At 43.9% G+C, this 20,618-nt stretch carries 19 protein-coding genes, 1 riboswitch and 2 other annotated features; of the genes, 6 read left to right on the forward strand and 13 right to left on the reverse strand.

Annotated features, from left to right (window positions below; all coding sequences use genetic code 11):
• The 9 genes from KIH88_RS07180 to KIH88_RS07220 all read right to left on the reverse strand — a co-directional run bounded on the left by KIH88_RS07180 (nt 1) and on the right by KIH88_RS07220 (nt 10,876).
• A complete protein-coding gene (locus KIH88_RS07180; protein WP_213988217.1) occupies nt 1-567 on the reverse strand; it encodes an aminodeoxychorismate/anthranilate synthase component II in 567 nt (188 codons plus the stop codon).
• Nucleotides 564-1,925 (reverse strand): anthranilate synthase component I, encoded by a 1,362-nt coding sequence (trpE, locus tag KIH88_RS07185; protein ID WP_000439665.1) that lies wholly within the window; start codon nt 1,923-1,925, stop codon nt 564-566. The genes KIH88_RS07180 and trpE overlap by 4 nt, the downstream gene beginning before the upstream one ends.
• Nucleotides 1,926-2,302: 377 nt before the next feature.
• Nucleotides 2,303-2,528, reverse strand: a binding site (T-box leader).
• Entirely contained in the window at nt 2,525-3,703 is a 1,179-nt protein-coding gene (gene trpB, locus KIH88_RS07190; RefSeq protein WP_213988218.1) for a tryptophan synthase subunit beta, read from the reverse strand. Its footprint overlaps the feature before it by 4 nt.
• Nucleotides 3,704-3,769: 66 nt before the next feature.
• Nucleotides 3,770-4,001: a binding site (T-box leader), on the reverse strand.
• Between the two features lie 34 nt (nt 4,002-4,035).
• The gene (locus KIH88_RS07195) at nt 4,036-5,265 is read right to left on the reverse strand and encodes a DegT/DnrJ/EryC1/StrS family aminotransferase (RefSeq protein WP_001134487.1); all 1,230 of its coding nucleotides are present in this window, start codon (nt 5,263-5,265) and stop codon (nt 4,036-4,038) included.
• Nucleotides 5,266-5,307: 42 nt separating this feature from the next.
• Nucleotides 5,308-6,000 carry a sugar transferase gene (locus tag KIH88_RS07200; protein WP_084849251.1) on the reverse strand — a complete coding sequence of 231 codons (693 nt, stop codon included), beginning with the start codon at nt 5,998-6,000 and terminating at the stop codon, nt 5,308-5,310.
• A 104-nt stretch (nt 6,001-6,104) separates the two neighbouring features.
• Entirely contained in the window at nt 6,105-7,847 is a 1,743-nt protein-coding gene (locus tag KIH88_RS07205) for an ABC transporter ATP-binding protein (RefSeq protein ID WP_001180126.1), read from the reverse strand.
• The gene (locus KIH88_RS07210; protein ID WP_084939886.1) at nt 7,837-9,582 is read right to left on the reverse strand and encodes an ABC transporter ATP-binding protein; all 1,746 of its coding nucleotides are present in this window, start codon (nt 9,580-9,582) and stop codon (nt 7,837-7,839) included. Before KIH88_RS07210 ends, KIH88_RS07205 begins: the two co-directional genes overlap by 11 nt.
• Nucleotides 9,583-9,788: 206 nt before the next feature.
• Complete coding sequence (locus KIH88_RS07215) at nt 9,789-10,424, reverse strand: DUF421 domain-containing protein (RefSeq protein ID WP_213988219.1); 636 nt, start codon at nt 10,422-10,424, stop codon at nt 9,789-9,791.
• Complete coding sequence (locus KIH88_RS07220) at nt 10,421-10,876, reverse strand: DUF3290 family protein (protein ID WP_000675332.1); 456 nt, start codon at nt 10,874-10,876, stop codon at nt 10,421-10,423. The genes KIH88_RS07215 and KIH88_RS07220 overlap by 4 nt, the downstream gene beginning before the upstream one ends.
• A 133-nt stretch (nt 10,877-11,009) precedes the next feature.
• Here KIH88_RS07220 and KIH88_RS07225 point away from each other — a divergent pair, with 133 nt between their 5' ends.
• From KIH88_RS07225 to KIH88_RS07240, 4 genes are all read left to right on the forward strand, one after another.
• On the forward strand, nt 11,010-11,837 hold the full coding sequence (locus KIH88_RS07225; protein ID WP_213988220.1) for an exodeoxyribonuclease III: 828 nt from the start codon (nt 11,010-11,012) through the stop codon (nt 11,835-11,837).
• A gap of 11 nt (nt 11,838-11,848) precedes the next feature.
• A complete protein-coding gene (locus KIH88_RS07230; RefSeq protein ID WP_000386238.1) occupies nt 11,849-12,235 on the forward strand; it encodes a bleomycin resistance protein in 387 nt (128 codons plus the stop codon).
• A 347-nt stretch (nt 12,236-12,582) separates the two neighbouring features.
• A riboswitch (purine riboswitch) is annotated at nt 12,583-12,678 on the forward strand.
• Nucleotides 12,679-12,797: 119 nt separating this feature from the next.
• Nucleotides 12,798-13,379: a xanthine phosphoribosyltransferase gene (locus tag KIH88_RS07235; RefSeq protein WP_213988221.1), complete on the forward strand. Its 582-nt coding sequence runs from the start codon at nt 12,798-12,800 to the stop codon at nt 13,377-13,379.
• Nucleotides 13,379-14,641 carry a nucleobase:cation symporter-2 family protein gene (locus KIH88_RS07240; protein ID WP_213988222.1) on the forward strand — a complete coding sequence of 421 codons (1,263 nt, stop codon included), beginning with the start codon at nt 13,379-13,381 and terminating at the stop codon, nt 14,639-14,641. Before KIH88_RS07235 ends, KIH88_RS07240 begins: the two co-directional genes overlap by 1 nt.
• Nucleotides 14,642-14,673: 32 nt before the next feature.
• Here KIH88_RS07240 and KIH88_RS07245 read toward each other — a convergent pair whose 3' ends face one another.
• The 3 genes from KIH88_RS07245 to KIH88_RS07255 all read right to left on the reverse strand — a co-directional run bounded on the left by KIH88_RS07245 (nt 14,674) and on the right by KIH88_RS07255 (nt 17,826).
• On the reverse strand, nt 14,674-15,078 hold the full coding sequence (locus tag KIH88_RS07245) for a PaaI family thioesterase (protein ID WP_213988223.1): 405 nt from the start codon (nt 15,076-15,078) through the stop codon (nt 14,674-14,676).
• 69 nt (nt 15,079-15,147) lie between these two features.
• Nucleotides 15,148-16,629 carry a UDP-glucose--hexose-1-phosphate uridylyltransferase gene (locus KIH88_RS07250; protein ID WP_213988224.1) on the reverse strand — a complete coding sequence of 494 codons (1,482 nt, stop codon included), beginning with the start codon at nt 16,627-16,629 and terminating at the stop codon, nt 15,148-15,150.
• An 18-nt stretch (nt 16,630-16,647) separates the two neighbouring features.
• A complete protein-coding gene (locus KIH88_RS07255) occupies nt 16,648-17,826 on the reverse strand; it encodes a galactokinase (RefSeq protein ID WP_213988225.1) in 1,179 nt (392 codons plus the stop codon).
• Nucleotides 17,827-17,990: 164 nt separating this feature from the next.
• On the opposite strand from KIH88_RS07255, the gene galR reads away from it, so the two are divergent.
• Nucleotides 17,991-18,995 (forward strand): LacI family DNA-binding transcriptional regulator, encoded by a 1,005-nt coding sequence (gene galR, locus KIH88_RS07260; RefSeq protein WP_213988226.1) that lies wholly within the window; start codon nt 17,991-17,993, stop codon nt 18,993-18,995.
• A 33-nt stretch (nt 18,996-19,028) separates the two neighbouring features.
• Here the strand turns inward: galR and KIH88_RS07265 are convergent, their stop codons facing one another.
• Nucleotides 19,029-19,919, reverse strand: a complete 891-nt coding sequence (locus tag KIH88_RS07265; protein ID WP_213988227.1) for a cation diffusion facilitator family transporter — start codon at nt 19,917-19,919, stop codon at nt 19,029-19,031.
• Between the two features lie 132 nt (nt 19,920-20,051).
• On the opposite strand from KIH88_RS07265, the gene KIH88_RS07270 reads away from it, so the two are divergent.
• Nucleotides 20,052-20,606, forward strand: a complete 555-nt coding sequence (locus KIH88_RS07270; protein WP_042902742.1) for a TetR/AcrR family transcriptional regulator — start codon at nt 20,052-20,054, stop codon at nt 20,604-20,606.
• The last annotated feature ends 12 nt before the right edge of the window (nt 20,607-20,618 follow it).

Below are 20,618 nucleotides of genomic sequence, written 5' to 3' on the forward strand. Positions count from 1 at the left end.
TCACTTTACAACCTTCTCGATAAAATTCCGAATAGAAGACAAGCCATCTGGCGTTCCGATACTTTCTGGATGGTACTGGAAGCCATAAATCGGCAGGCTTTTGTGTTGAATTCCCATAATAGCTTGGTCATCAGTCGAACGAGCTGTCACTTCAAAGCCTTCTGGCATTTCTTCAATCAAAATACTGTGATAACGCATGACTGGACGACCATCCTCAATGTCTTGATAGAGAATAGATGGCGCTTCAAAGCTAATATTGCTCTGTTTCCCATGCATGACTTTGGGAGCCAAGCCTAACTGTCCACCAAAGACCTCTGCGATGGCTTGGTGCCCCAAACAAATCCCAAGAATCGGCTTCTTGCCAGCAAAGTCACGAATCACGTCTTCCATCTTTCCGGCATCCACTGGCCAACCAGGACCGGGAGAAAAGACCAGACCATCTGCTTTTTCAGCTTCTTCATATAGCTTGGGATCATCATTTCTCAAGACCTGAACTTCTGCGAAATTCCCGATATATTGGGCCAAGTTATAGGTAAAAGAATCATAGTTGTCAATCAATAAAATCATGGTCTTAGTTCTCCAATTCTAGTCATAGATTTTGCTTTGTTAATGGTTTCTTGGTATTCATTTTGGGCGATGGAGTCGTAGACAATCCCTGCCCCAGCCTGCACATAGGCTGTTTGATTTTTAAGAATCATAGTTCGGATGGCAATGGCCAAATCCATATCACCCGTCGCAGACAAGTAGCCGATTGCTCCTGCGTATAAGCCCCGTTTTTCTGTTTCCAGTTCATAGATCCGTCTCATGGCCCGAATCTTTGGTGCTCCTGAAACTGTTCCAGCTGGAAGTGTTGCTTTCAAGGCATCCATGGCAGTGAGTTCGGGAAGCAAACGCCCTCTCACAACACTGGTTAAATGCATGACATAGCGGAAGAGCTCCACTTCCATATACTTGGTAACTTGAACACTGGATGTTTCAGAGATGCGGCCAATATCGTTACGCCCCAAGTCTACCAACATCAGATGTTCTGCTGTTTCCTTCTCATCAGCAAGCAGGTCTGTCGCCAAGGCCTTGTCCTCTTCATCCGTAGCCCCTCTTGGTCGTGTACCCGCAATCGGATTGGTTGTCACGATGCCATTTTTGACAGAAACCAAACTTTCCGGACTGGCACCGATGATTTGATAGTCACCAAAGTCATAGAAATAGAGGTAATTAGATGGATTGGTCACGCGAAGATTTCTGTAGAAGTCAAATGGATTTCCAGTAACTTCTGCTGAGAAACGTTGACTGAGCACGCATTGGAACATATCACCATTACGAATCAAGCCACGAGCGATTTCCACCATTTGCTCAAACTTCTGAGGAGCGATATGGGGTTTGAAGTCTAACGGAGATAGATCCAGGTCTTCAAATTCATTTGAAGCAGGAATGCGTAATTCCTCAAGCACTTGCTTCAAGGCTGCTTCCAAATCTTCTTGACTGCGATCGCTATAAAGAGCATCTTCGATGACATGGATTTTTTCCTTCTTGTGGTCAAAGACCATGTAGCTCTCATAGACAAAGAAATGCATGTCTGGAGTCCCAATGGTATCTTGAGGGATTTGGCCGATTTCCTCATAGAGCGAAATCATATCGTAACCCACAAAGCCAATGGCTCCCCCACCAAAAGGGAGGTCTGAATGGTGTTGGCTCTTATGAGTCACTTCATAAAGGAAATCCAAGGGATCCCGATCAATCACTTGCCCATTTTGATAAAGGACTCCATTTTCAAACTGAATCTCAAAAACTGGATTATAGGCTAAGATAGAAAAACGAGCGGTTTCCTTGTCTCTCGGAATACTTTCTAAGATCACCTTGTGTTGCCCTTTTAAGCGCATATAAGCCAAGATTGGTGATAAGACATCTCCATGAATGATTCGTTCCATTGTAATTTCCCTTTCAGTTTCTTATTTTTAATTTTTTGTCTTTTTTCTATTTCCCTTAAATAGTGCGGACGGGAGGTAAAATTATCCAGTGGATGATTTTAGAAATCCATGAAATGAAAGACCTAATTTTCGAGCTCCTCGCTCATTAATTTCTAGGCTCAGGCTAAAATAGTTCCCCGAACTATTTTACTCTCAAAAATTCCGTTCTAGATAAGCATCTTTGCTTCTCTAGAATACCACTATGGCGGGAAACATCTTTTAGAAACTCACTTCGTTCACAAATATTTTATAGAAATCTATCTATTGATGAAGTATAGTTTAAAACTGATGACCATATCTACGATAAATATATAAAAATCCCCACGCAAAATAACTTGCGTGAGGACGAAATTCGCGGTGCCACCTCAATTATAGGATTTCTCCTATCTCTCATTCCTGTCTCAGAAAGCTCCTGTAACAGGCTGTGCGATAAAGGGCACTCCCTTGAGAATTATGTTTTCTTCTCTCGTTTCAGATGGACCCAACCTTACAGCTTTCTCTGCTTGTTTCCAGCAACCACAAGCTCTCTGTGAGAGAAAAGACTGTAATTTTTCCATCTCTTATTTTTTAGCTTCTAGGTAGTCTGCAATAGCAGCTACGTCCTTGTCTCCACGACCAGAGACATTGATGATGATAATCTCATCTTTACTTAGTTTCGGTGCACGTTTAACCGCTTCTGCGATAGCGTGAGAACTTTCGATCGCTGGGATAATCCCTTCAGTCTTGCTTAGAAGGAGCAAGGCTTGAACAGCTTCTTCATCTGTCGCTGCTACGTATTCTACGCGGCCAGAATCTTTGAAGTAGGCGTGTTCTGGGCCAACCCCTGGATAGTCCAAACCAGCTGAGATAGAGTAAACTGGCGCCAGCTCTCCGTCTTCCTTAAAGACTGCATAGGTCTTCATACCATCGACAATTCCGACACTACCCTTTGTCATAGTGGCTGCATGCTTGTCTGTGTCAAGTCCGTGACCGGCAGCTTCGACCCCAACCAATTTGACTTCTTCATCAGCCACATACTGTGAAAAAGCACCGATGGCATTGGAACCACCACCTACACAGGCAATGACGTAGTCTGGTAAACGACCTTCTTTTTCTAAGATTTGACAACGAGATTCTTCACTGATGACCTTTTGGAATTCATGAACAATGGTAGGATAAGGGTGAGGGCCTACAGCAGATCCCAAAACGTAGAAGGCTTCAAGGTCATTCATCCATGCTCCAAAGGCTGCATCAACCGCATCCTTAAGAGTTCGTGTTCCCGTTTCAACTGCATGAACGGTCGCTCCCATCATCTCCATACGGAAAACATTGAGACGTTGACGCTCCACATCTTCTGCCCCCATGTAGACATCACAGGCCATACCAAACTTGGCCGCAGCAGCTGCTGTCGCAACACCGTGCTGACCAGCTCCTGTTTCTGCGATCACTCGTTTTTTGCCCATACGTTTGGCAAGAAGAATTTGTCCTAAAACATTGTTGAGCTTGTGAGAACCAAGGTGGTTAAGATCTTCGCGCTTGAGATAAATCTTAGCACCACCTAAGTGATCTGTCAAACTTTCCGCAAAATAGAGTGGTGTTTCGCGACCTGAATAATCCTTCAAGTAATGGCTAAATTCTGCCAAAAATTCTGGATCATCCTTGTACTTGTCAAATGTCACTTCCAACTCATCCAACAAAGCCTGAATCGGCTCCGGTACAAAACTACCACCAAATTGTCCAAAATAACCTTTAGTTGTCATAAATTTTTCCTCTTTCAGTATTGATTTCAAGATATGAAAAAAGCCCACACACAGAATCGACTTCCATGTGAGGGCGTTGGTAACGCGGTGCCACCTCAATTGTAAAGGGACTATCCCCCTTTACATCTCTGCCTTGTCTAACAACAAGTTGCACTATAAGGTGTGCGCACCGAATTTTCATTGTTTCAAATTCATTTTTAAAATCAGCCCACTTTCACTACTTCCAACCACCTGTTCACAATCACCACAGGCTCCCTGAAGATCGAATATAGTTACTTTTCTGATTTATTGAGAATATTATATGTTATTGTTCTATCTTTGTCAAGATTTTTTTATGATTTTTTTCCTGAACCGAGTATTTCTTCGGAAATTCTCACCAAAGTCTGAACGATATAATCAACCTCATCATCACTTAATTTTGTATGAAGAGGGAGCGTAATTTCATTTTCAAAGAAGGCATAGGCTCTTGGATAATCTGCCATATCAAAGCCAAGATTCTTATAAGCTGTCAAGAGAGGAAGCGGTTTGTAGTGTACATTACTTGCAATTCCTGCTTTGGCCAATTCTTGGATAATACGATTACGCTCTTCTAGACTAGCACCTTCTACATGGGTGATGTAGAGGTGACGACAAGATTCGACAGTATCAGTCTTGTGTGCCAGTGGGTGAATACGAGTACCCGCAAAGCCACGATTATAGCGATCCACGATGTCCTTACGACGTTGTAGCAAACCAGGGTAACGATCCAATTGTACCAAACCTATCGAAGCCATGATATCCGTCATGTTGCACTTATAGGCTGGTGTTACGATATCGTACTCCCATGAACCCAATTGCATCTTAGCAAGAGCATCCTTAGTCTGACCATGAAGGGAAAGGATTTGGAATTCCTTGTACATTTCTTCGTCGTCAATCGCTGGATTGGCCTTCCAAGTCGCACTTCCTCCCTCAGCCGTTGTAAAGTTTTTAACGGCATGGAATGAGAAGGAAGTAAAGTCAGCGATAGAGCCCGCAGGGTGTCCTTTATAAGTTGATCCCAAAGCATGGGCACTATCAGAGACAAGCACAATACGGTTAAAGACCTTTTGCCACTTACTTGAAGCAGTAAAGAGATCGCGTTTCTTCTCCACAATTTGGAACAAACGATCATAGTTGCAAACAATCCCTGCAAGGTCTACTGGGATGATCACCTTAGTTTTCTCAGTAATAGCTTGCTCAAGCAAGTCATAATCCATCTCAAACGTATCTGCTTGAATATCCACCATGACAGGTGTTGCTCCTACGTGAGTGATGACACTACATGAAGCTGTATAGGTCATGGCTGGAACGATGACTTCATCACCTGGTCCCACTTCCAAAACACGTAAAATCAACTCAAGAGCCGCAGTCGCAGAGTTGAGACAGACAGTCTTAGGTGTCTGTGTGTAAAGAGACAAGCGACGCTCCAGTTCTTTTGTCTTCGGACCTGTTGTGATCCAACCAGAACGAAGGGTATCCGCTACTTCAGCAATTTCTGCTTCTGTAATATCGGGTGGTGAAAATGGAATATTGTAATTTGGCATTGATTTGCTCCTTTTATCTGTACTCATTTTCTCATGACTACTTTATTTTAGTACCTCAAACACGGTTTGAAACATGATTTTGATGTCTCCAAGGAAACTAAACTCTCGGAGATAGGCGAGGTTATAGCGCATCTTTTCAGGAAGGACATGTTCGACATAGGCCTGGTCAACTGACAGACCTTTCTCCGTCATTTGACTGATGATCGTGTCCTCATCCTTGTAGTTGATACTAGCTGGAGAGGTGATTCCTGCTGGCAAGAGCAAGGTCGCCATCATTTCAGGACTATACTGCTCCGTGTAGCGTGGCACCTCAGGTCGTGTCCCAACAAAGGACATCTCGCCTTTAAGGACATTGACTAGCTGAGGTAGTTCGTCCAAGCGCACACGGCGAATGAAATTTCCCACTTTGGTAATACGGCTATCGTTAGCAGAAGTCACTAGACTTCCTTTTTTATCCGCATCCGTTACCATAGTACGGAACTTCCAAATCTTGAACGAACGGTTGTACTGGGTCACGCGCTCTTGCTTGTAAATGACAGGTCCCTTGCTATCCAACTTGATCCAAATGCTCAAGATAAGAAAGATGGGAGAAGTCAAAAGTAGCAAAAACAGGGCTAAAACCCAATCCAGACAACGCTTGAAGATCAGCGAACCTTTCCTTTTAGAGACAAGCTGGTAGTAAGACTCAACCTCGCTTGATTGCATTTCCACGGGCAAGTCTTCCCATTTCAGCATGCTGTTTCTCCTTTGTTTTTATTATACTATTTGTCAACATTTTTCATTATACCACAAAATGGAAAAGGCGGTGCAAGAAATCTGTAATTTAGAGGAATTCTTCTTTAGGTAAGAGCCCCTGCCTGCAAACTATACATCTTGTGATAGGTTCCTCCCAAGGCCAAGAGTTCCTCATGGGTTCCACTCTCAATGATGCGTCCCTTGTCCAAAACATAAATGCAGTTGGCGTCCTGGATGGTCGAAAGGCGGTGGGCGATGGCAATGGTCGTCCGTCCTTTTCTCATTTTAGCCAGAGAATCCTGAACCAAACTTTCTGTCTCCGAGTCAATATTGGCTGTCGCTTCATCCAAAATCAAGATTTTAGGCTGACTGGCGACTGTTCTGGCAAAGGCAAGAAGCTGGCGCTGACCAGTAGAAAAGCTCGAACCACGCTCGGAAACAGGGGCATCATAACCCAGCGGAAGGTCCTGAATAAAGGAATCTGCATCGACAAAGGCAGCTGCAGCCTGAATCTCTTCATCACTAAGTTCTTGATACATGGCAATATTGGACTTGATAGTCCCGTGATAGAGGAAGGGATCCTGTAAGACCAGACCGATGTTCTTTCTCAGCTCTTCCTGACTGTAGTTTCGGATATCCACACCATCCAAGAGAACTCGGCCTGACTGAAATTCATAAAAACGCATGAGGACATTGATAATCGAAGATTTCCCAGAACCTGTATGTCCTACAAAGGCAATGGTTTCTCCCTTGTTAACAGAGAAAGAAATATCATCTAGGATCTGGTGTTTGCCATCATATGAGAAGCACACATGTTCAAAACGGATATTGCCGTCTTGGACTTTGGCTTGCCCATCTTCTTGAAGAGGTTCATAGGTCGTCTCATCAATCAAGGCAAAGACACGGCCTGCAGACACCATGGAAGTTTGAAGGGTTGAAAAGTTTTGCGTCACCTCAATCAGGGGATCAAAAAGACGGTTGATGTACTGGATAAAGGCATACATGGTTCCGGCCGTTATCCCGATAGAAAGACCACGGTAACCAAAGTAGGCCATCAAAACGGCGTAGCCTAGGAGTTTCAGCAAACTCATGGCAGGTCGTAAAAAGAGGGCGTCCAAGGCTACAGAACGGTTGGCGTAGACCAAGTGTTCTTGGTTGATTTCATCAAATTCTGCCTGCAGGCGCTTCTCTTGATTGAAGGCTTGGATAATTCTGATCCCTTCAATACTTTCTGCTAGCTTGCTATTGATATCCGACAAGAGACTTCTAGTTTTTTCGATGACTTTCACTGACTTTTTCCGATAGAGATTGACCAAAAGGAAAATCAAGGGTAGAAATAGCAAAACTAAAGCTGTCAAACGAAAATCCAGCACCAACATGGTATACAGAGTTGTCAGAAAGATAAAAACTGCTGAGATAAAGCTGGATAAAATCCCTGAAAACATATCACTGATAGTCTCGGTATCATTGGTCAAACGAGAGACGATGGAACCTGCTGGCGTCTTGTCAAAATAAGACATGCCCAGTTTCTCCATATTAGCAAAGGCATCTCGACGAATATCTCTGACAATAGTGTAGGACACCCTCGCAAAGAGAAGATTGCCAACATACTGGACCAGAGTTTGCAGGATATAGAGGCCATAGTAGGCTAATAAAACTGTAATAGCAAACTGATTGAGATTGCTGAGGTACTGGTCGATAAAGTGGGAAGCTACAAGGGGAATGACACTTTTAATGACCGTCGTCGCAAGGAGAAAACTGAGTGCCAAAAAGGTCAGGAGTCCATAGGGCTTGAGATAAGACATCAAGCGCTTCAATACAGCCCATTGTTCTTGCTTATTCTGCATCTTCTTCTCCTTTCATTTCCAACTGCTGAGACTGGTAGGTTTGGGCATACCAGCCATCTAGAGCTAGCAGGTCTTCGTGCGTACCTCGTTCGATAATCTGTCCATTTTGCAGAACTAAAATCAAATCTGCATGGACGACTGCACTGAGACGATGGGCTGTGATGATAGTTGTCTTATCCTTCCGCATCTCCTTGAGATTGTCGATGATCGCATACTCTGTCTTGGCATCCACGGCTGACAAGGAATCATCTAAAATCAAGATATCAGGGTCTAAAATCATCGCCCGACTCATAGCCAGGCGTTGCTTTTGACCACCAGAAAGACTGACTCCCTTTTCACCGATAACTGTATCAAATCCCTGAGGCATGGCTACAATATCTTGGTAAACTTGGGCTAGCTTAGTCGCTTCCTCGACTGCTGAAAGGGGCAAGTTAGGATTTCCAAAGCGGATATTGTCTAAGATAGAGGTCGCAAAGAGGAACTGGTCCTGAGGAACATAGCCCATGAGACTGCGAAGGTCTGTCAGACGATAGTCCCGAATATTGTGACCATTTAGATAAATAGCTCCCTTATCCACATCGTATTCGCGTAAGAGAAGCTTGATCAAGGACGTTTTCCCAGAGCCTGTCTGTCCGACCAAGCCAAGAGTTTGCCCTTTTTCTAAACTAAAGTAAATATCCGTCAGTGTTTCCTCATTTTCAAAGGCAAAACTATCAATATCGTACTCCAAGCGTCCATTTTCAATACCGTCCAGAGGACATTCAGGATCTTTTACAGGTGATTCCTGAGATAAAAGTTCCTCAATTCGCTGATAGGACACCTTCCCTCGCTGAGTAATATTAAAGAGGAAACCAATGGCCATAAGAGGCCAGACCAACATATCCAAATAACTGATAAAAGTGACCAGATTTCCAACTGTTATTTGCCTCTCCTGCACCATCAAGGAACCGACCAAAAGGGTTAAAACATAGGATGAACCAACAAACAAGAGAACCATAGGATCAAAGAGACTATCGTATTTCATGGTTTGGAGATTCTTTTGGAAGGTCAATTCATTGACTGCCTGAAAAGACTCTAGCTCGTCCGCCTGATAACCGAAAGACTTGGTCACTTTAATACCCGATACAGACTCCTGCACCTTGTTATTGAGCTCAGAAAAGGCAGCCTGTGATTCGCCAAAGGCCTTATGAGTCTTTCTCCCAAGACGACTGGTCGCATAAGCCATGAAAGGCAGGGGAAGAATGGCAACCAAGGTCATTTGCCATGAGATACTAAAAAGCATGGTTAGCAAGGTCACCAGCGCCGTGATAGAGGCATCCACCGCAGACATGACTCCTCCACCTGCGAGACGAGTCAAGGCATTGATATCATTGGTTGCGTGTGCCATCAGGTCTCCCGTCCGATAGGTCTGATAAAAGGCTGGCGACATCTTAGTAAAATGCTCAAACAAGCGAGACCGCATAATCTGCCCCAGACGATAGGAAGTCCCAAGGATATACATACGCCAAACATAGCGCAGATAGTACATCCCAAAGGCTGCCAGCAGTAGATAAAATAGATTAAGAAGGAGGTCCTGATGGGTTAATTGTCCCGACGTAATGGCATCAATCACCCGTCCCATGACCATGGGGGGAATAAGGTTGAGGACAGAGACCAAGACCAAGGCCACAATCCCGACTAGATAACGGCGTTTTTCTAACTTGAAAAACCACCAGAGTTTTTGAATAATGGACATAAAATCCCTTTCTGATTGCAAATGGAAACCTGAGGCCAAGACTCAATGAAAATCAAAGAGCAAACTAGGAAACTAGCCGCAGGCTGCTCAAAGCACTGCTTTGAGGTTGTAGATAGAACTGACGAAGTCAGTAACCTACATACGGCAAGGCGACGTTGACGCAGTTTGAATTTGATTTTTGAAGAGTACAAGACCCCAGGTTTTTCTTATTCATAAGTTACGACTGAGACGACACCCTTGTCATACTCAGCGATAAAGATATTGGCTACATTGTCATGCCCTTGCTTGCTGAGGTTATCAAGCAGCCATTCTTCGTTACGACCAATCGACTCCAAAATTTCCACTTGGATAACACCATCTGTGACAACAGGATACTTGGGATTCTCATCTCCCATTTGGACTACGATGAGTTGGCCATTTTGCTCCTGCACAGCTCGTTTGACTTGCTTCATCTGGAAAATTCCTTGGCTACGAAGTTTGAGGGCTACATCCGATGCAGACAAGCCAACTGAACGACAGGCTTCTGGGTCAATCTGCCCATTTTTGATAAGGAGAGTTGGTTTTCCATCAATCAAGCGTTTGACAAAACGAACATTGTTATTGAGCCACTTGAGGGTCAAGACCAAAATCGTCCACATCATCAAAATCACTGCATACTGGAGAATGCTGATAGAACTATTGTAAATCACCCCACCGATGATACCACCGAGAACATAGTTCTGAATTTGGTCTGTCGCAGAGTTAGGTGCTAGGTTCCCCTTTCCTGTCACATTGATAACAAAAACAAGCGAGAAGAGCCCCAAGGCCAGTTTGATTAAAATTTCCATATAATTGAGTGTCATTTGTTTACCTCCACCAATTCAATAGCGTCTGTTTGATTCAATTCTAATTTCTCTAAAAGATACTTGTCTGGTTGGCTCCCGTTCATGGCTCGGTAGAAATTTGGACCTACCTTGACAAGCGCTCCATCAGTGGCTGCAGAAGTATTGACATAAACTTCTGATTTATCCACTCCCAAGTCTTTGGAAACAACCTCTATGAAATGAAGGGAGGTTTGAAATTGGTTGTTAGAGGCTTGATTGGTCTGGTATTTTGAGATTGTCACCAAAAGCATGGCCACCAAGGTCAAGGCCAAAATCATGACCAATTCCCGAAACTTAGTCCCCTTTTTATCTCGATAGGCTTTAAAAGCAAAAAATCCTGTGATAGCTAGGAGAACAATTCCAAAGCCAATCATGATGCCATTTTGCTGACTGATTTGGCTAAGTACATAGTCATATGAGTAAAATTTCATTTATTTTCACTCCCTTTCATAAAATCATTCTTAATTATAAACGAAAGAGAGTGATTTTTCAAGCCATACGTTGGGGAAATGGACCTTTTTTTGATATAATAAAATCTATAATCTGAATGAAAAAGGTAACTTTATGAAACTCATCTCATGGAATATTGATTCCCTCAATGCTGCCCTAACTAGTGACTCAACTCGTGCCAAATTGTCCCAAGAGGTACTACAAACCTTGGTCGCTGAAAATGCTGATATCATCGCTATCCAAGAAACCAAGCTTTCTGCCAAGGGTCCTACTAAAAAACACTTGGAAATTTTAGCTGAACTCTTTCCAAACTACGAAAACACGTGGCGTTCTTCTCAAGAACCTGCCCGCAAAGGCTATGCTGGAACCATGTTCCTTTATAAGAAAGAACTCACACCCACTGTCACTTTTCCAGAAATCGGTGCCCCTTCTACCATGGACTTGGAAGGTCGCATCATCACCTTGGAATTTGATACATTTTTCGTGACCCAAGTATACACTCCAAACGCTGGCGATGGTCTCAAACGCTTGGAAGAGCGTCAAGTCTGGGATGTCAAATACGCTGAGTATTTGGCGCAACTAGACAAAGAAAAACCAGTCCTTGCGACTGGAGACTACAACGTAGCCCACAAGGAAATCGACCTTGCAAATCCTGCCAGCAACCGCCGTTCACCTGGTTTTACAGACGAGGAACGTGCTGGTTTTACCAACCTTTTGGCAACTGGATTTACTGACACCTTCCGCCATATTCACGGTGATGTCCCAGAGCGCTACACTTGGTGGGCGCAACGCAGCAAGACTTCTAAAATCAACAATACAGGCTGGAGAATCGACTACTGGCTCACCAGCAATCGCGTGGCTGACAAGGTGACTCAGTCCGACATGATTGACTCTGGTGCGCGCCAAGACCACACACCCATTGTCATGGAGATTGAGCTCTAAGGAGAAAGCTAATGGACTATCAAGCTGTCATTCCTGAATTTGTAGTATCTGACCTCGAAAAGTCACGCCACTTCTACTGCGACTTGCTAGGATTTTCTGTCGAATACGAGCGTCCAGAGGAGAAATTTCTCTTCCTCTCGCTTGAAGACTGCCAACTTATGCTAGAAGAAGGCAGCACAGAAGAATTAGCCCAACTAACCTATCCTTTCGGGCGCGGTGTCAATATTTCCTTTGGCATTGAAGATGTCCCTCAGCTCCACCAAAAACTGCTGGAGGCCAACTATCCTATTTATCGTCCTTTGACTAAACGAACATTTCGTGTTGGAGATCATTATATCTATCCTCATGAATTTGCAGTCTTGGATCCAGATGGCTATTTTTTAAGATTTAGCGAATAGAAGAATAGAGACTGGAAAAAATTTTTCAAATCAGAAAAAGGCATATTATCAGGTCTTGAAAAATCCTGATAATACGCCTTTTATGATGAAAAATTCTTCTAATGCTCTTCGAAAATCTCTTCAAACCACGTCAGCTTCCATCTGCAACCTCAAAACAGTGTTTTGAGCAACCTGCGGCTAGCTTCCTAGTTTGCTCTTTGATTTTCATTGAGTATAAATGTTAACTTACAATTGAGCTTTTGCTCTTTTTTCTTCAATTTGTTCGTTTTTTATATCTAAACATTAACAAAATATTTGATTTATAAAGTTAATTAGTGTAAAATAAAAACATTGGCGTCAGCCTATTTAAAATTGAACATCATTTTACTTGTTTATGTCGTGAATTGGCACGACGTTTCTACAAGGTGCCGGAACACCTAACAATGAGTAAGTCTGCTGAAGGTATGGGTTGGGCCATACCTGTTTGGAGGGCTTGCTTATCTGTTAAGTAGGCCCTTTTTCTATTTCTTGCCAGAATCTCTAAACAAGCAAATGAAGCATCTTTTAGACTTTAGGAGGTCTTATGAAATTATTAGAAGAGCGCATCCTCGAGGATGGGCATATCTTGGGGGACAATATCCTCAAGGTGGATTCCTTTTTAACTCACCAAGTTGACTTTAGCTTGATGCGGGAGATTGGTAAGGTATTTGCGGACAAATTCGCTGCTGCTGGCATTACCAAGGTCGTGACCATTGAAGCGTCAGGCATTGCCCCAGCCGTTTTTACTGCCGAAGCCTTAGACGTTCCCATGATTTTCGCAAAGAAAGCTAAAAACATCACTATGAACGAAGGCATCTTAACTGCTGAGGTTTACTCCTTTACCAAGCAGGTGACGAGCACGGTCTCCATCGCTGGAAAATTCCTCTCACCTGAGGACAAGGTCTTGATTATCGATGATTTCCTAGCAAATGGACAAGCTGCCAAAGGCTTGATCCAAATCATCGAACAGGCCGGAGCTAAAGTTGAAGCGATTGGTATCGTGATTGAAAAATCCTTCCAGGATGGTCGTGATTTGCTTGAGAAAGCTGGCTATCCAGTTCTATCACTCGCTCGTTTGGAACGTTTTGAAAACGGTCAGGTCGTATTTAAGGAGGCAGATCTCTAATGCAACAACAAGAAAAACACTCGCAAGCTGCGGTTCTAGGGCTTCAGCACCTTCTCGCAATGTACTCAGGCTCTATCCTAGTTCCTATTATGATTGCGACGGCTCTTGGCTATTCAGCTGAGCAATTGACCTACCTAATCTCCACAGATATCTTCATGTGTGGGGTGGCCACCTTCCTCCAACTCCAACTCAACAAATACTTTGGAATTGGACTACCAGTCGTTCTCGGAGTAGCCTTCCAATCCGTCGCTCCTTTGATTATGATTGGGCAAAGCCACGGTAGCGGTGCTATGTTTGGTGCCCTTATCGTTTCAGGGATTTATGTGGTTCTGATTTCAGGCATCTTCTCAAAAGTGGCCAATCTCTTCCCATCTATCGTAACGGGCTCTGTCATTACCACGATTGGATTGACCCTGATTCCTGTCGCTATTGGAAATATGGGAAATAACGTTCCAGAGCCAACTGGTCAAAGTCTCTTGCTTGCTGCAATCACTGTTCTGATCATCCTCTTGATCAACATCTTTACCAAAGGATTTATCAAGTCTATCTCCATTTTGATTGGTCTGGTTGTCGGAACCGCCATTGCTGCTACTATGGGTTTGGTTGATTTCTCCCCTGTTGCGGCAGCACCACTTGTCCATGTTCCTACTCCCCTCTACTTTGGGGTGCCAACCTTTGAAATCTCCTCTATCGTCATGATGTGTATCATTGCAACGGTGTCTATGGTTGAGTCAACGGGTGTTTACCTAGCCTTGTCTGATATCACAAAAGACCCAATCGACAGCACGCGCCTACGCAACGGCTACCGCGCAGAAGGTTTAGCTGTTCTTCTCGGAGGAATCTTTAATACCTTCCCTTACACAGGATTTTCACAAAACGTTGGTTTGGTTAAATTGTCAGGTATCAAGACTCGCCTGCCAATCTATTATGCAGCTGGTTTCCTAGTCCTCCTTGGACTTCTACCTAAGTTTGGCGCCCTTGCCCAAATCATTCCAAGCCCTGTTCTTGGTGGTGCCATGCTGGTGATGTTTGGTTTTGTTTCCCTTCAAGGGATGCAAATCCTCGCCCGTGTTGACTTTGCTAACAATGAGCACAACTTCCTTATCGCAGCTGTTTCAATCGCTGCAGGTGTCGGACTCAATAACAGTAATCTCTTTGTCAGCATGCCTACAGCCTTCCAAATGTTCTTCTCAAACGGAATCGTCGTAGCCAGCCTACTTGCCATTATCCTCAATGCCGTATTAAATCGGAAAAAGAAATAAGAAAAAGAGGCTCACACCTCTTTTTTGTTTCTCTATATCCTTACCTGTCTTTTTTCAGACCGCTGGCCTGTGACAAACATGGTAAAGGTTGCTTTGCAGACATTTCTGCCTTCTTGATTGGTGATATCGACATCTACCACACAGGTTGTGCGTCCATGATGGACACATTCTCCTTTAATGGTCAGCACATCGTCGCGTTTTCCTGCCTTGAGGTAGTTGATAGAGGACTGAAGCGTCACTCCATCAAGCCCCAGCGAGATAACCACTAGACCACTAATCTGGTCACAAAGGGTAAAGAGATAGCCACCATGGGCATTGCCATAGTAGTTGAGCGACGAGTCCACTACTTTTGTCGTCACCATAACATGACCATCTCTCATTTTTTCTATTTCGTAATTTTCAAAGGCAGATATAGCGTCAAAATGCAAATCTTTCATCGTTTCCTCCTGATAGTTCAAACGACACTATGATACTACTTTTTATAGGACTGTGCAAGGAGAAAGCTCCTAGTCTGGCAAAATTCCGACCTGTTCTACAAAGCGCATAAAGGCTGCTTGTCCTTGTTCTGTCTGATTGTAAACCCCTGCGTCCTCCAAAACACGCGTAAAGATAGCACCCACAGAGTCCTTGACGATTTCAAGGGCTTTTTCTTTATCCGCTAGGTCTGGATGTTGGGCTTTGAGCTGGTCTGCCCATTCCTGATGATAGTCTGCAACTGCTTCATCATCTCCTACAAGATAGCTTGCAACTTGCTCCACTTCTGCTTTCAAACGAGGTGGCAAGATAGCCAAGCCCATGACCTCAATCAAGCCGATATTTTCCTTCTTGATATGTTGGACATCCTTGTGGGGATGATAGATGCCATCAGGATGCTCTGGCGATGTCTGATTGTCTCGCAAGACCAAGTCCAACTCAAACTGTCCATCGCGTTTACGGGCAATGGGGGTAATGGTATGGTGTGGTGTCCCGTCTGTCTCTGACAAAATCTGTACTGCAGGATCTGAATACTGACGCCATTCCTGCAATATCTTATCAGCCAAGTTGATCAAATCCTCTTTAGAATCCGAAGTCAGACGCAACACTGACATGGGCCACTTGACAATCCCAGCCTCGACCTGCTCAAAACCAGCAAATCGAAAAGTCTTTTGCAAGGAAGCCAATTCCATGGGAAATACGTGACGTCCTCCCTGATAGTGGTCATGGGTTAGAATAGAGCCTCCCACAATCGGAAGGTCCGCATTTGAACCCGCAAAATAGCCTGGAAACTGTTCAACGATAGACAGCAGACGCTCAAAGCTGAGACGACTAATCGCCATGGGACGATGCTTCCCATCTAAGAAAATACAGTGCTCATTAAAATAAGCATAGGGCGAATACTGGAAGCCCCACTCCTGACCAGCCATTTCAAAACGGATAATGCGGTGATTGCTGCGAGCTGGATGGTTAATTCGACCATGATAGCCTTCGTTCTCTAGACAAAGCTGACACTGGGGATAATGGCTAGCTTGCGCCAACTTGGCTGCCGCAATCTCCTTTGGATCCTTTTCAGGCTTAGAGAGGTTGATGGTAATCTCAAGTTCTCCGTAGTCAGATGGAACACGATAAGCAATATTTTTAGCAATGGCCTTGAGTTTGATGTAGTCATTTTTCTGGCTAAGTTGGTAGAAGTCCGCAATTGCCTGTTCGGGAGATTGGGCATAGGTTGCCCAGAAGTCACGATTGACCTGACTTGGACAAGGCGTTACCAAGTCCATTAGTTCAGCACCGAGGATTTCACGCGCAGCCTGACTATCCTCAATCGTCTCTAATCGAACCGCTTCCTCAACCAACTGGTCCTTGAGGTCAATCAATTTATCCAGATCAGTCTCAACTTCCAAAACACCGTCTCCCACTCGTGCCAAAACACGATTGGTCAGGTAGATGCGATCCATTTCCTCAAATGAACTTTCAGAAATGACGTGGGTTACAAATTTATCTACTAAGATCACTATAGAGCCTCCTTTTGACTAGTCAAGGACGCGAGTGCCACCTGCAACTTCAGCGATGTAGAAGCTTGGAGCGTATCCAACTACTTCTTCGTAGTGTTTGCCTACAGCTTCTTTAAAGTCCTCAACAGTATCTTTTTGCACCAAGGCAATGGCACAGCCACCAAAACCTGCCCCTGTCATACGAGCACCAAGAACACCTTCTTGAGCCCAAGCTGTGTGAACAAGGGTATCCAATTCCAAGCCAGTTACTTCGTAGTCATGTTCCAGAGAAACGTGAGAAGCATTCATCAAGCGACCAAATGTTTCCAAATCACCTGCTTGAAGGGCTGCTTGTGCTTTAAGAGTACGTTGGTTTTCAAGCACAGCATGACGAGCACGTTTCAAACGATTTTCGTCTTTGATCAGATAGCTGTATTGGTCAAAGGCCCACTCGTCCAATTCACCCAAGGTCTGAATATCCAAGGCGACTTGCAATTCTTCCACTGCTTTTTCACACTCAGCACGGCGCTCATTATATTTAGAATCCGCCAATTCACGGCGCTTGTTAGTATTCATGATGACAACGACATTGTCCTTCAAATCAAGTGGCACCAAGTCGTACTCCAAAGTATTGGTATCTAGGTAAATAGCACGTTGATCAGCGCCCATACCGATAGCAAACTGGTCCATGATACCAGAGTTGACTCCGATAAAGTTGTTCTCTGTTTGTTTTCCGATTTTAACCAAATCCAAACGGTCTAGTTTTAAATCAAAGAGATGCTCTGCCACAACCCCTGTCAAAAGTTCCAAAGATGCTGATGAAGACAAGCCTGCACCATTTGGGATATTCCCAAAGACATAAAAATCAAAACCGTTGTCAATGACATGCCCAGCTTCTTGCAAGAAATGAAGAACCCCTTTTGGATAGTTGGTCCAGCTGTGCTCTTTTTCAAACTTGAGGTCAGCAAGAGGAACTTCGATGATGCCCTTGTCCTCAAAGTTGGCTGAGTAGAAACGCAAGACTTGGTCGTCACGCTTACGAGCCGCCCCATAAGTTCCCAAGGAAATAGCCGCCGGAAAAACGTGCCCACCGTTGTAGTCTGTGTGTTCACCAATCAGATTGATACGACCTGGTGAAAAGAAAGTTTGGTCTGCTTCTTGACCAAAAACGGCAAGAAAGTCTTTGCGAAGGGCTTCAGCAGTAAGATGTTGTGTCATATGAATTCTCCTTTGACTGTCCGTTAAGTCACCTTAACGTGTAATCGTTTTCTTCTATTGTATCCAAGGGAGTTGCCAAGGTCAATCCTTTTTACTAAACTTTTACTAAACAATCGGTAAAAAGAAGAAAAATATGATATACTAACCTAAAAGAAGGAGGATTTATGGCTACCTTAAAAGACATTGCACAGCTAGCCTCTGTCTCTATCGCAACCGTATCTCGCGTCCTCAATCGCGACCAGAGCCTATCTGTCACCGAAGAAACCAGACACCGTATTTTAACTGTCGCTGAAGAGCTAGGCTATACCAAGCATCTAAAGACAGGCGATTCCCACAAACCCAAGCAGAAGATTGCCATTATCCAATGGGTCAGCGAGCAGGGGGAACTGGACGACCTCTACTACTACCAGATTCGTCTCGGTATTGAAAAAAGAGCCCAAGAGTTGGACTACGATATCTTGCGCTATTTTAACGACCATCCTTTTACACTGAGCGAGGAAGTAATCGGTATTCTCTGTATTGGAAAGTTCAGTCGAGCACAGATTTCTGCCTTTGAAGAATACCAAAAACCCCTAGTCTTTATAGACAGCGATACCCTCTCATTAGGTCACACCTGTATTATCACTGACTTCTACACTGCTGTGAAACAAGTTGTAGACCATTTCCTCAGCCAAGGGATGAACCGTATCGGAATTCTCACAGGTCTTGAGAAAACAACCGACCAGGAAGAAATTATCCAGGATAAGCGGCTAGAAAATTTCAAAGACATTACCCAAGCAAAAGGAATCTACCATGAAGAACTGGTCTTTCAGGGAAGCTTTACCGCCCAGTCTGGCTATGACTTGATGAAGGAGGCTATTCAGAGTTTGGGAGACCAACTGCCACCAGCATTTTTTGCAGCTAGCGATAGTTTAGCTATCGGTGCCCTCCGTGCCCTCCAAGAAGCTGGAATCTGCCTGCCAGACCGCGTCAGCCTCATTTCTTTTAACGACACCAGCCTGACCAAGCAGGTCTATCCTCCCCTTTCTAGCATTACCGTCTATACCGAAGAAATGGGCCGAGCAGGTATGGATATTCTTAACAAGGAAGTTCTCCATGGTCGGAAAATTCCTAGCCTAACCATGCTGGGAACCAGACTGACTTTGAGAGAAAGTACAAGGAATGAATAGGATAACAAAACGACCTCTAGCGAGGTCGTTTTTCTAATGATGATGCCCATGCTTCTGCTCTAACTCTCTCACCCTCCGCTTATGTTGCGCATGATTGCTTTGACTGCTATCCACTTCAATAGTGATATTCTGCACGCCTCTTTCTTCTAAAAATTGACGCACCACTTCTTTGGTCTCCATCATCTGTTCCCAATCCCAGATACAAATGTGGACAACAGCATTGTTCTCCAGACTGTCCATGGACCAAATGCTAAGTTGATTGACACTTTTGACATTGGGTAGAGCCTCTAAATCTTTCTCCAAATCACTTGTCTCAACCCCTTCTGGCACAGCATCTAGGAAAATTTTCAGCGTGCTCCAAAAGCGAGGAATGGCTTTCGATAGAATAAAGATAGAAATAACTAGAGACAAAAGCGGATCGAGGATATACCAATCTGTATACCGAAGGATAATCGCCATTAGAATGACAGCCAACCAACCAAGAGTGTCTTCCAAAAAATGCAAGCTAAGAATTGACTCGTTCTTTGTCTTTCCTTTACGGACTACTAGACTAGCTAGCACATTAATGGTCACTGCAATGATTCCCAGCCAGAGGATCCCTTCCTCATTAACGGGTTGTGGGTGAACGATCTTTGTGACATTTTCCAAAATCACTAGGACAGACCCTATCATAAGAATCACAGCCGTTAGCATAGCCCCTAAAAGGCTGAAACGCTTGTAACCCAAGGTGTACTGCCCATCTTCTTCTCGGTTTGAGATTGTTTCTAAAAGGGCTGATATGCCAATGGCTATAGCATCTCCTAAGTCATGAACAGAATCAGCAAGAACAGCACTCGAACCAAAGATTCCTCCTGCGATAAACTCAACAATAGCATAGCTTAAATTTAAGAAAAAAGATAACCAGATTGATGTTTTAGAACTCATTTCTCTCCCTCCTTTGGTATAATGGGTATATACATACTTCTTTCATTTGTATTATCTAATAAAATCCAAAGAAAGGATAGAAGCAAACTGTAAACTATGTTCAGTTCTGAACAGTTTGTCTCAAGTGTCTATATGCCAAAAAGAGACCGTCGGGTTAGTAAGACGAAAAAAGCTATCTATCAAGCTTTTTTACAACTTTTGAACGACAAGGGCTATGATGCCACTACTGTCCAGGATATCATTGACCTAGCAGATGTTGGACGTTCTACTTTTTACTGTCACTATGAAAGTAAGGAACTCCTTTTAGATGAGCTCTGTCGCTACCTCTTTCATCATCTCTTTGAAAGGGAAGGACACTTTACGACCAAGGATTACCTCGCACATATCTTTTTACATTTTCAGAAAAACCAGGACCATGTCACCAGTCTCCTTTTTTCTAAAAACGACTACTTCCTCCGCCAACTACACAAGGAACTCGAACACCACGTTTATCCCATGGTGGCGGATGACTTGCAAGAGGCCTATCCAAACATTCCGGCCTCCTACCTCCAGCATTTTGTTGTGACGAACTTTATCGAGACCCTAACTTGGTGGCTAAAAAAAGGAAAATCTTATACCGAAGAGCAAGTGGTGAGATTTTACCTTGATGTAATGGAGATGACCTCTACAACTCCACTTGATAACTAAGCCTGAAACTCA

The sequence above is a fragment of the Streptococcus oralis genome (assembly GCF_018448765.2).
Taxonomy (GTDB): domain Bacteria; phylum Bacillota; class Bacilli; order Lactobacillales; family Streptococcaceae; genus Streptococcus; species Streptococcus oralis_BM.

Bases quoted from the DNA above. Each gene is read 5' to 3' on its own strand.
- galR (WP_213988226.1), top strand. From the start codon at position 17,991: ATGGCTACCTTAAAAGACATTGCACAGCTAGCCTCTGTCTCTATCGCA.
- KIH88_RS07225 (WP_213988220.1), top strand. From the start codon at position 11,010: ATGAAACTCATCTCATGGAATATTGATTCCCTCAATGCTGCCCTAACT.
- KIH88_RS07235 (WP_213988221.1), top strand. From the start codon at position 12,798: ATGAAATTATTAGAAGAGCGCATCCTCGAGGATGGGCATATCTTGGGG.
- KIH88_RS07210 (WP_084939886.1), bottom strand. From the start codon at position 9,582: ATGTCCATTATTCAAAAACTCTGGTGGTTTTTCAAGTTAGAAAAACGC.
- KIH88_RS07195 (WP_001134487.1), bottom strand. From the start codon at position 5,265: ATGCCAAATTACAATATTCCATTTTCACCACCCGATATTACAGAAGCA.
- KIH88_RS07240 (WP_213988222.1), top strand. From the start codon at position 13,379: ATGCAACAACAAGAAAAACACTCGCAAGCTGCGGTTCTAGGGCTTCAG.
- KIH88_RS07220 (WP_000675332.1), bottom strand. From the start codon at position 10,876: ATGAAATTTTACTCATATGACTATGTACTTAGCCAAATCAGTCAGCAA.
- KIH88_RS07180 (WP_213988217.1), bottom strand. From the start codon at position 567: ATGATTTTATTGATTGACAACTATGATTCTTTTACCTATAACTTGGCC.
- trpE (WP_000439665.1), bottom strand. From the start codon at position 1,925: ATGGAACGAATCATTCATGGAGATGTCTTATCACCAATCTTGGCTTAT.
- KIH88_RS07230 (WP_000386238.1), top strand. From the start codon at position 11,849: ATGGACTATCAAGCTGTCATTCCTGAATTTGTAGTATCTGACCTCGAA.
- KIH88_RS07265 (WP_213988227.1), bottom strand. From the start codon at position 19,919: ATGAGTTCTAAAACATCAATCTGGTTATCTTTTTTCTTAAATTTAAGC.
- KIH88_RS07205 (WP_001180126.1), bottom strand. From the start codon at position 7,847: ATGCAGAATAAGCAAGAACAATGGGCTGTATTGAAGCGCTTGATGTCT.
- KIH88_RS07200 (WP_084849251.1), bottom strand. From the start codon at position 6,000: ATGCTGAAATGGGAAGACTTGCCCGTGGAAATGCAATCAAGCGAGGTT.
- KIH88_RS07245 (WP_213988223.1), bottom strand. From the start codon at position 15,078: ATGAAAGATTTGCATTTTGACGCTATATCTGCCTTTGAAAATTACGAA.
- KIH88_RS07215 (WP_213988219.1), bottom strand. From the start codon at position 10,424: ATGACACTCAATTATATGGAAATTTTAATCAAACTGGCCTTGGGGCTC.
- KIH88_RS07270 (WP_042902742.1), top strand. From the start codon at position 20,052: ATGCCAAAAAGAGACCGTCGGGTTAGTAAGACGAAAAAAGCTATCTAT.
- trpB (WP_213988218.1), bottom strand. From the start codon at position 3,703: ATGACAACTAAAGGTTATTTTGGACAATTTGGTGGTAGTTTTGTACCG.
- KIH88_RS07255 (WP_213988225.1), bottom strand. From the start codon at position 17,826: ATGACACAACATCTTACTGCTGAAGCCCTTCGCAAAGACTTTCTTGCC.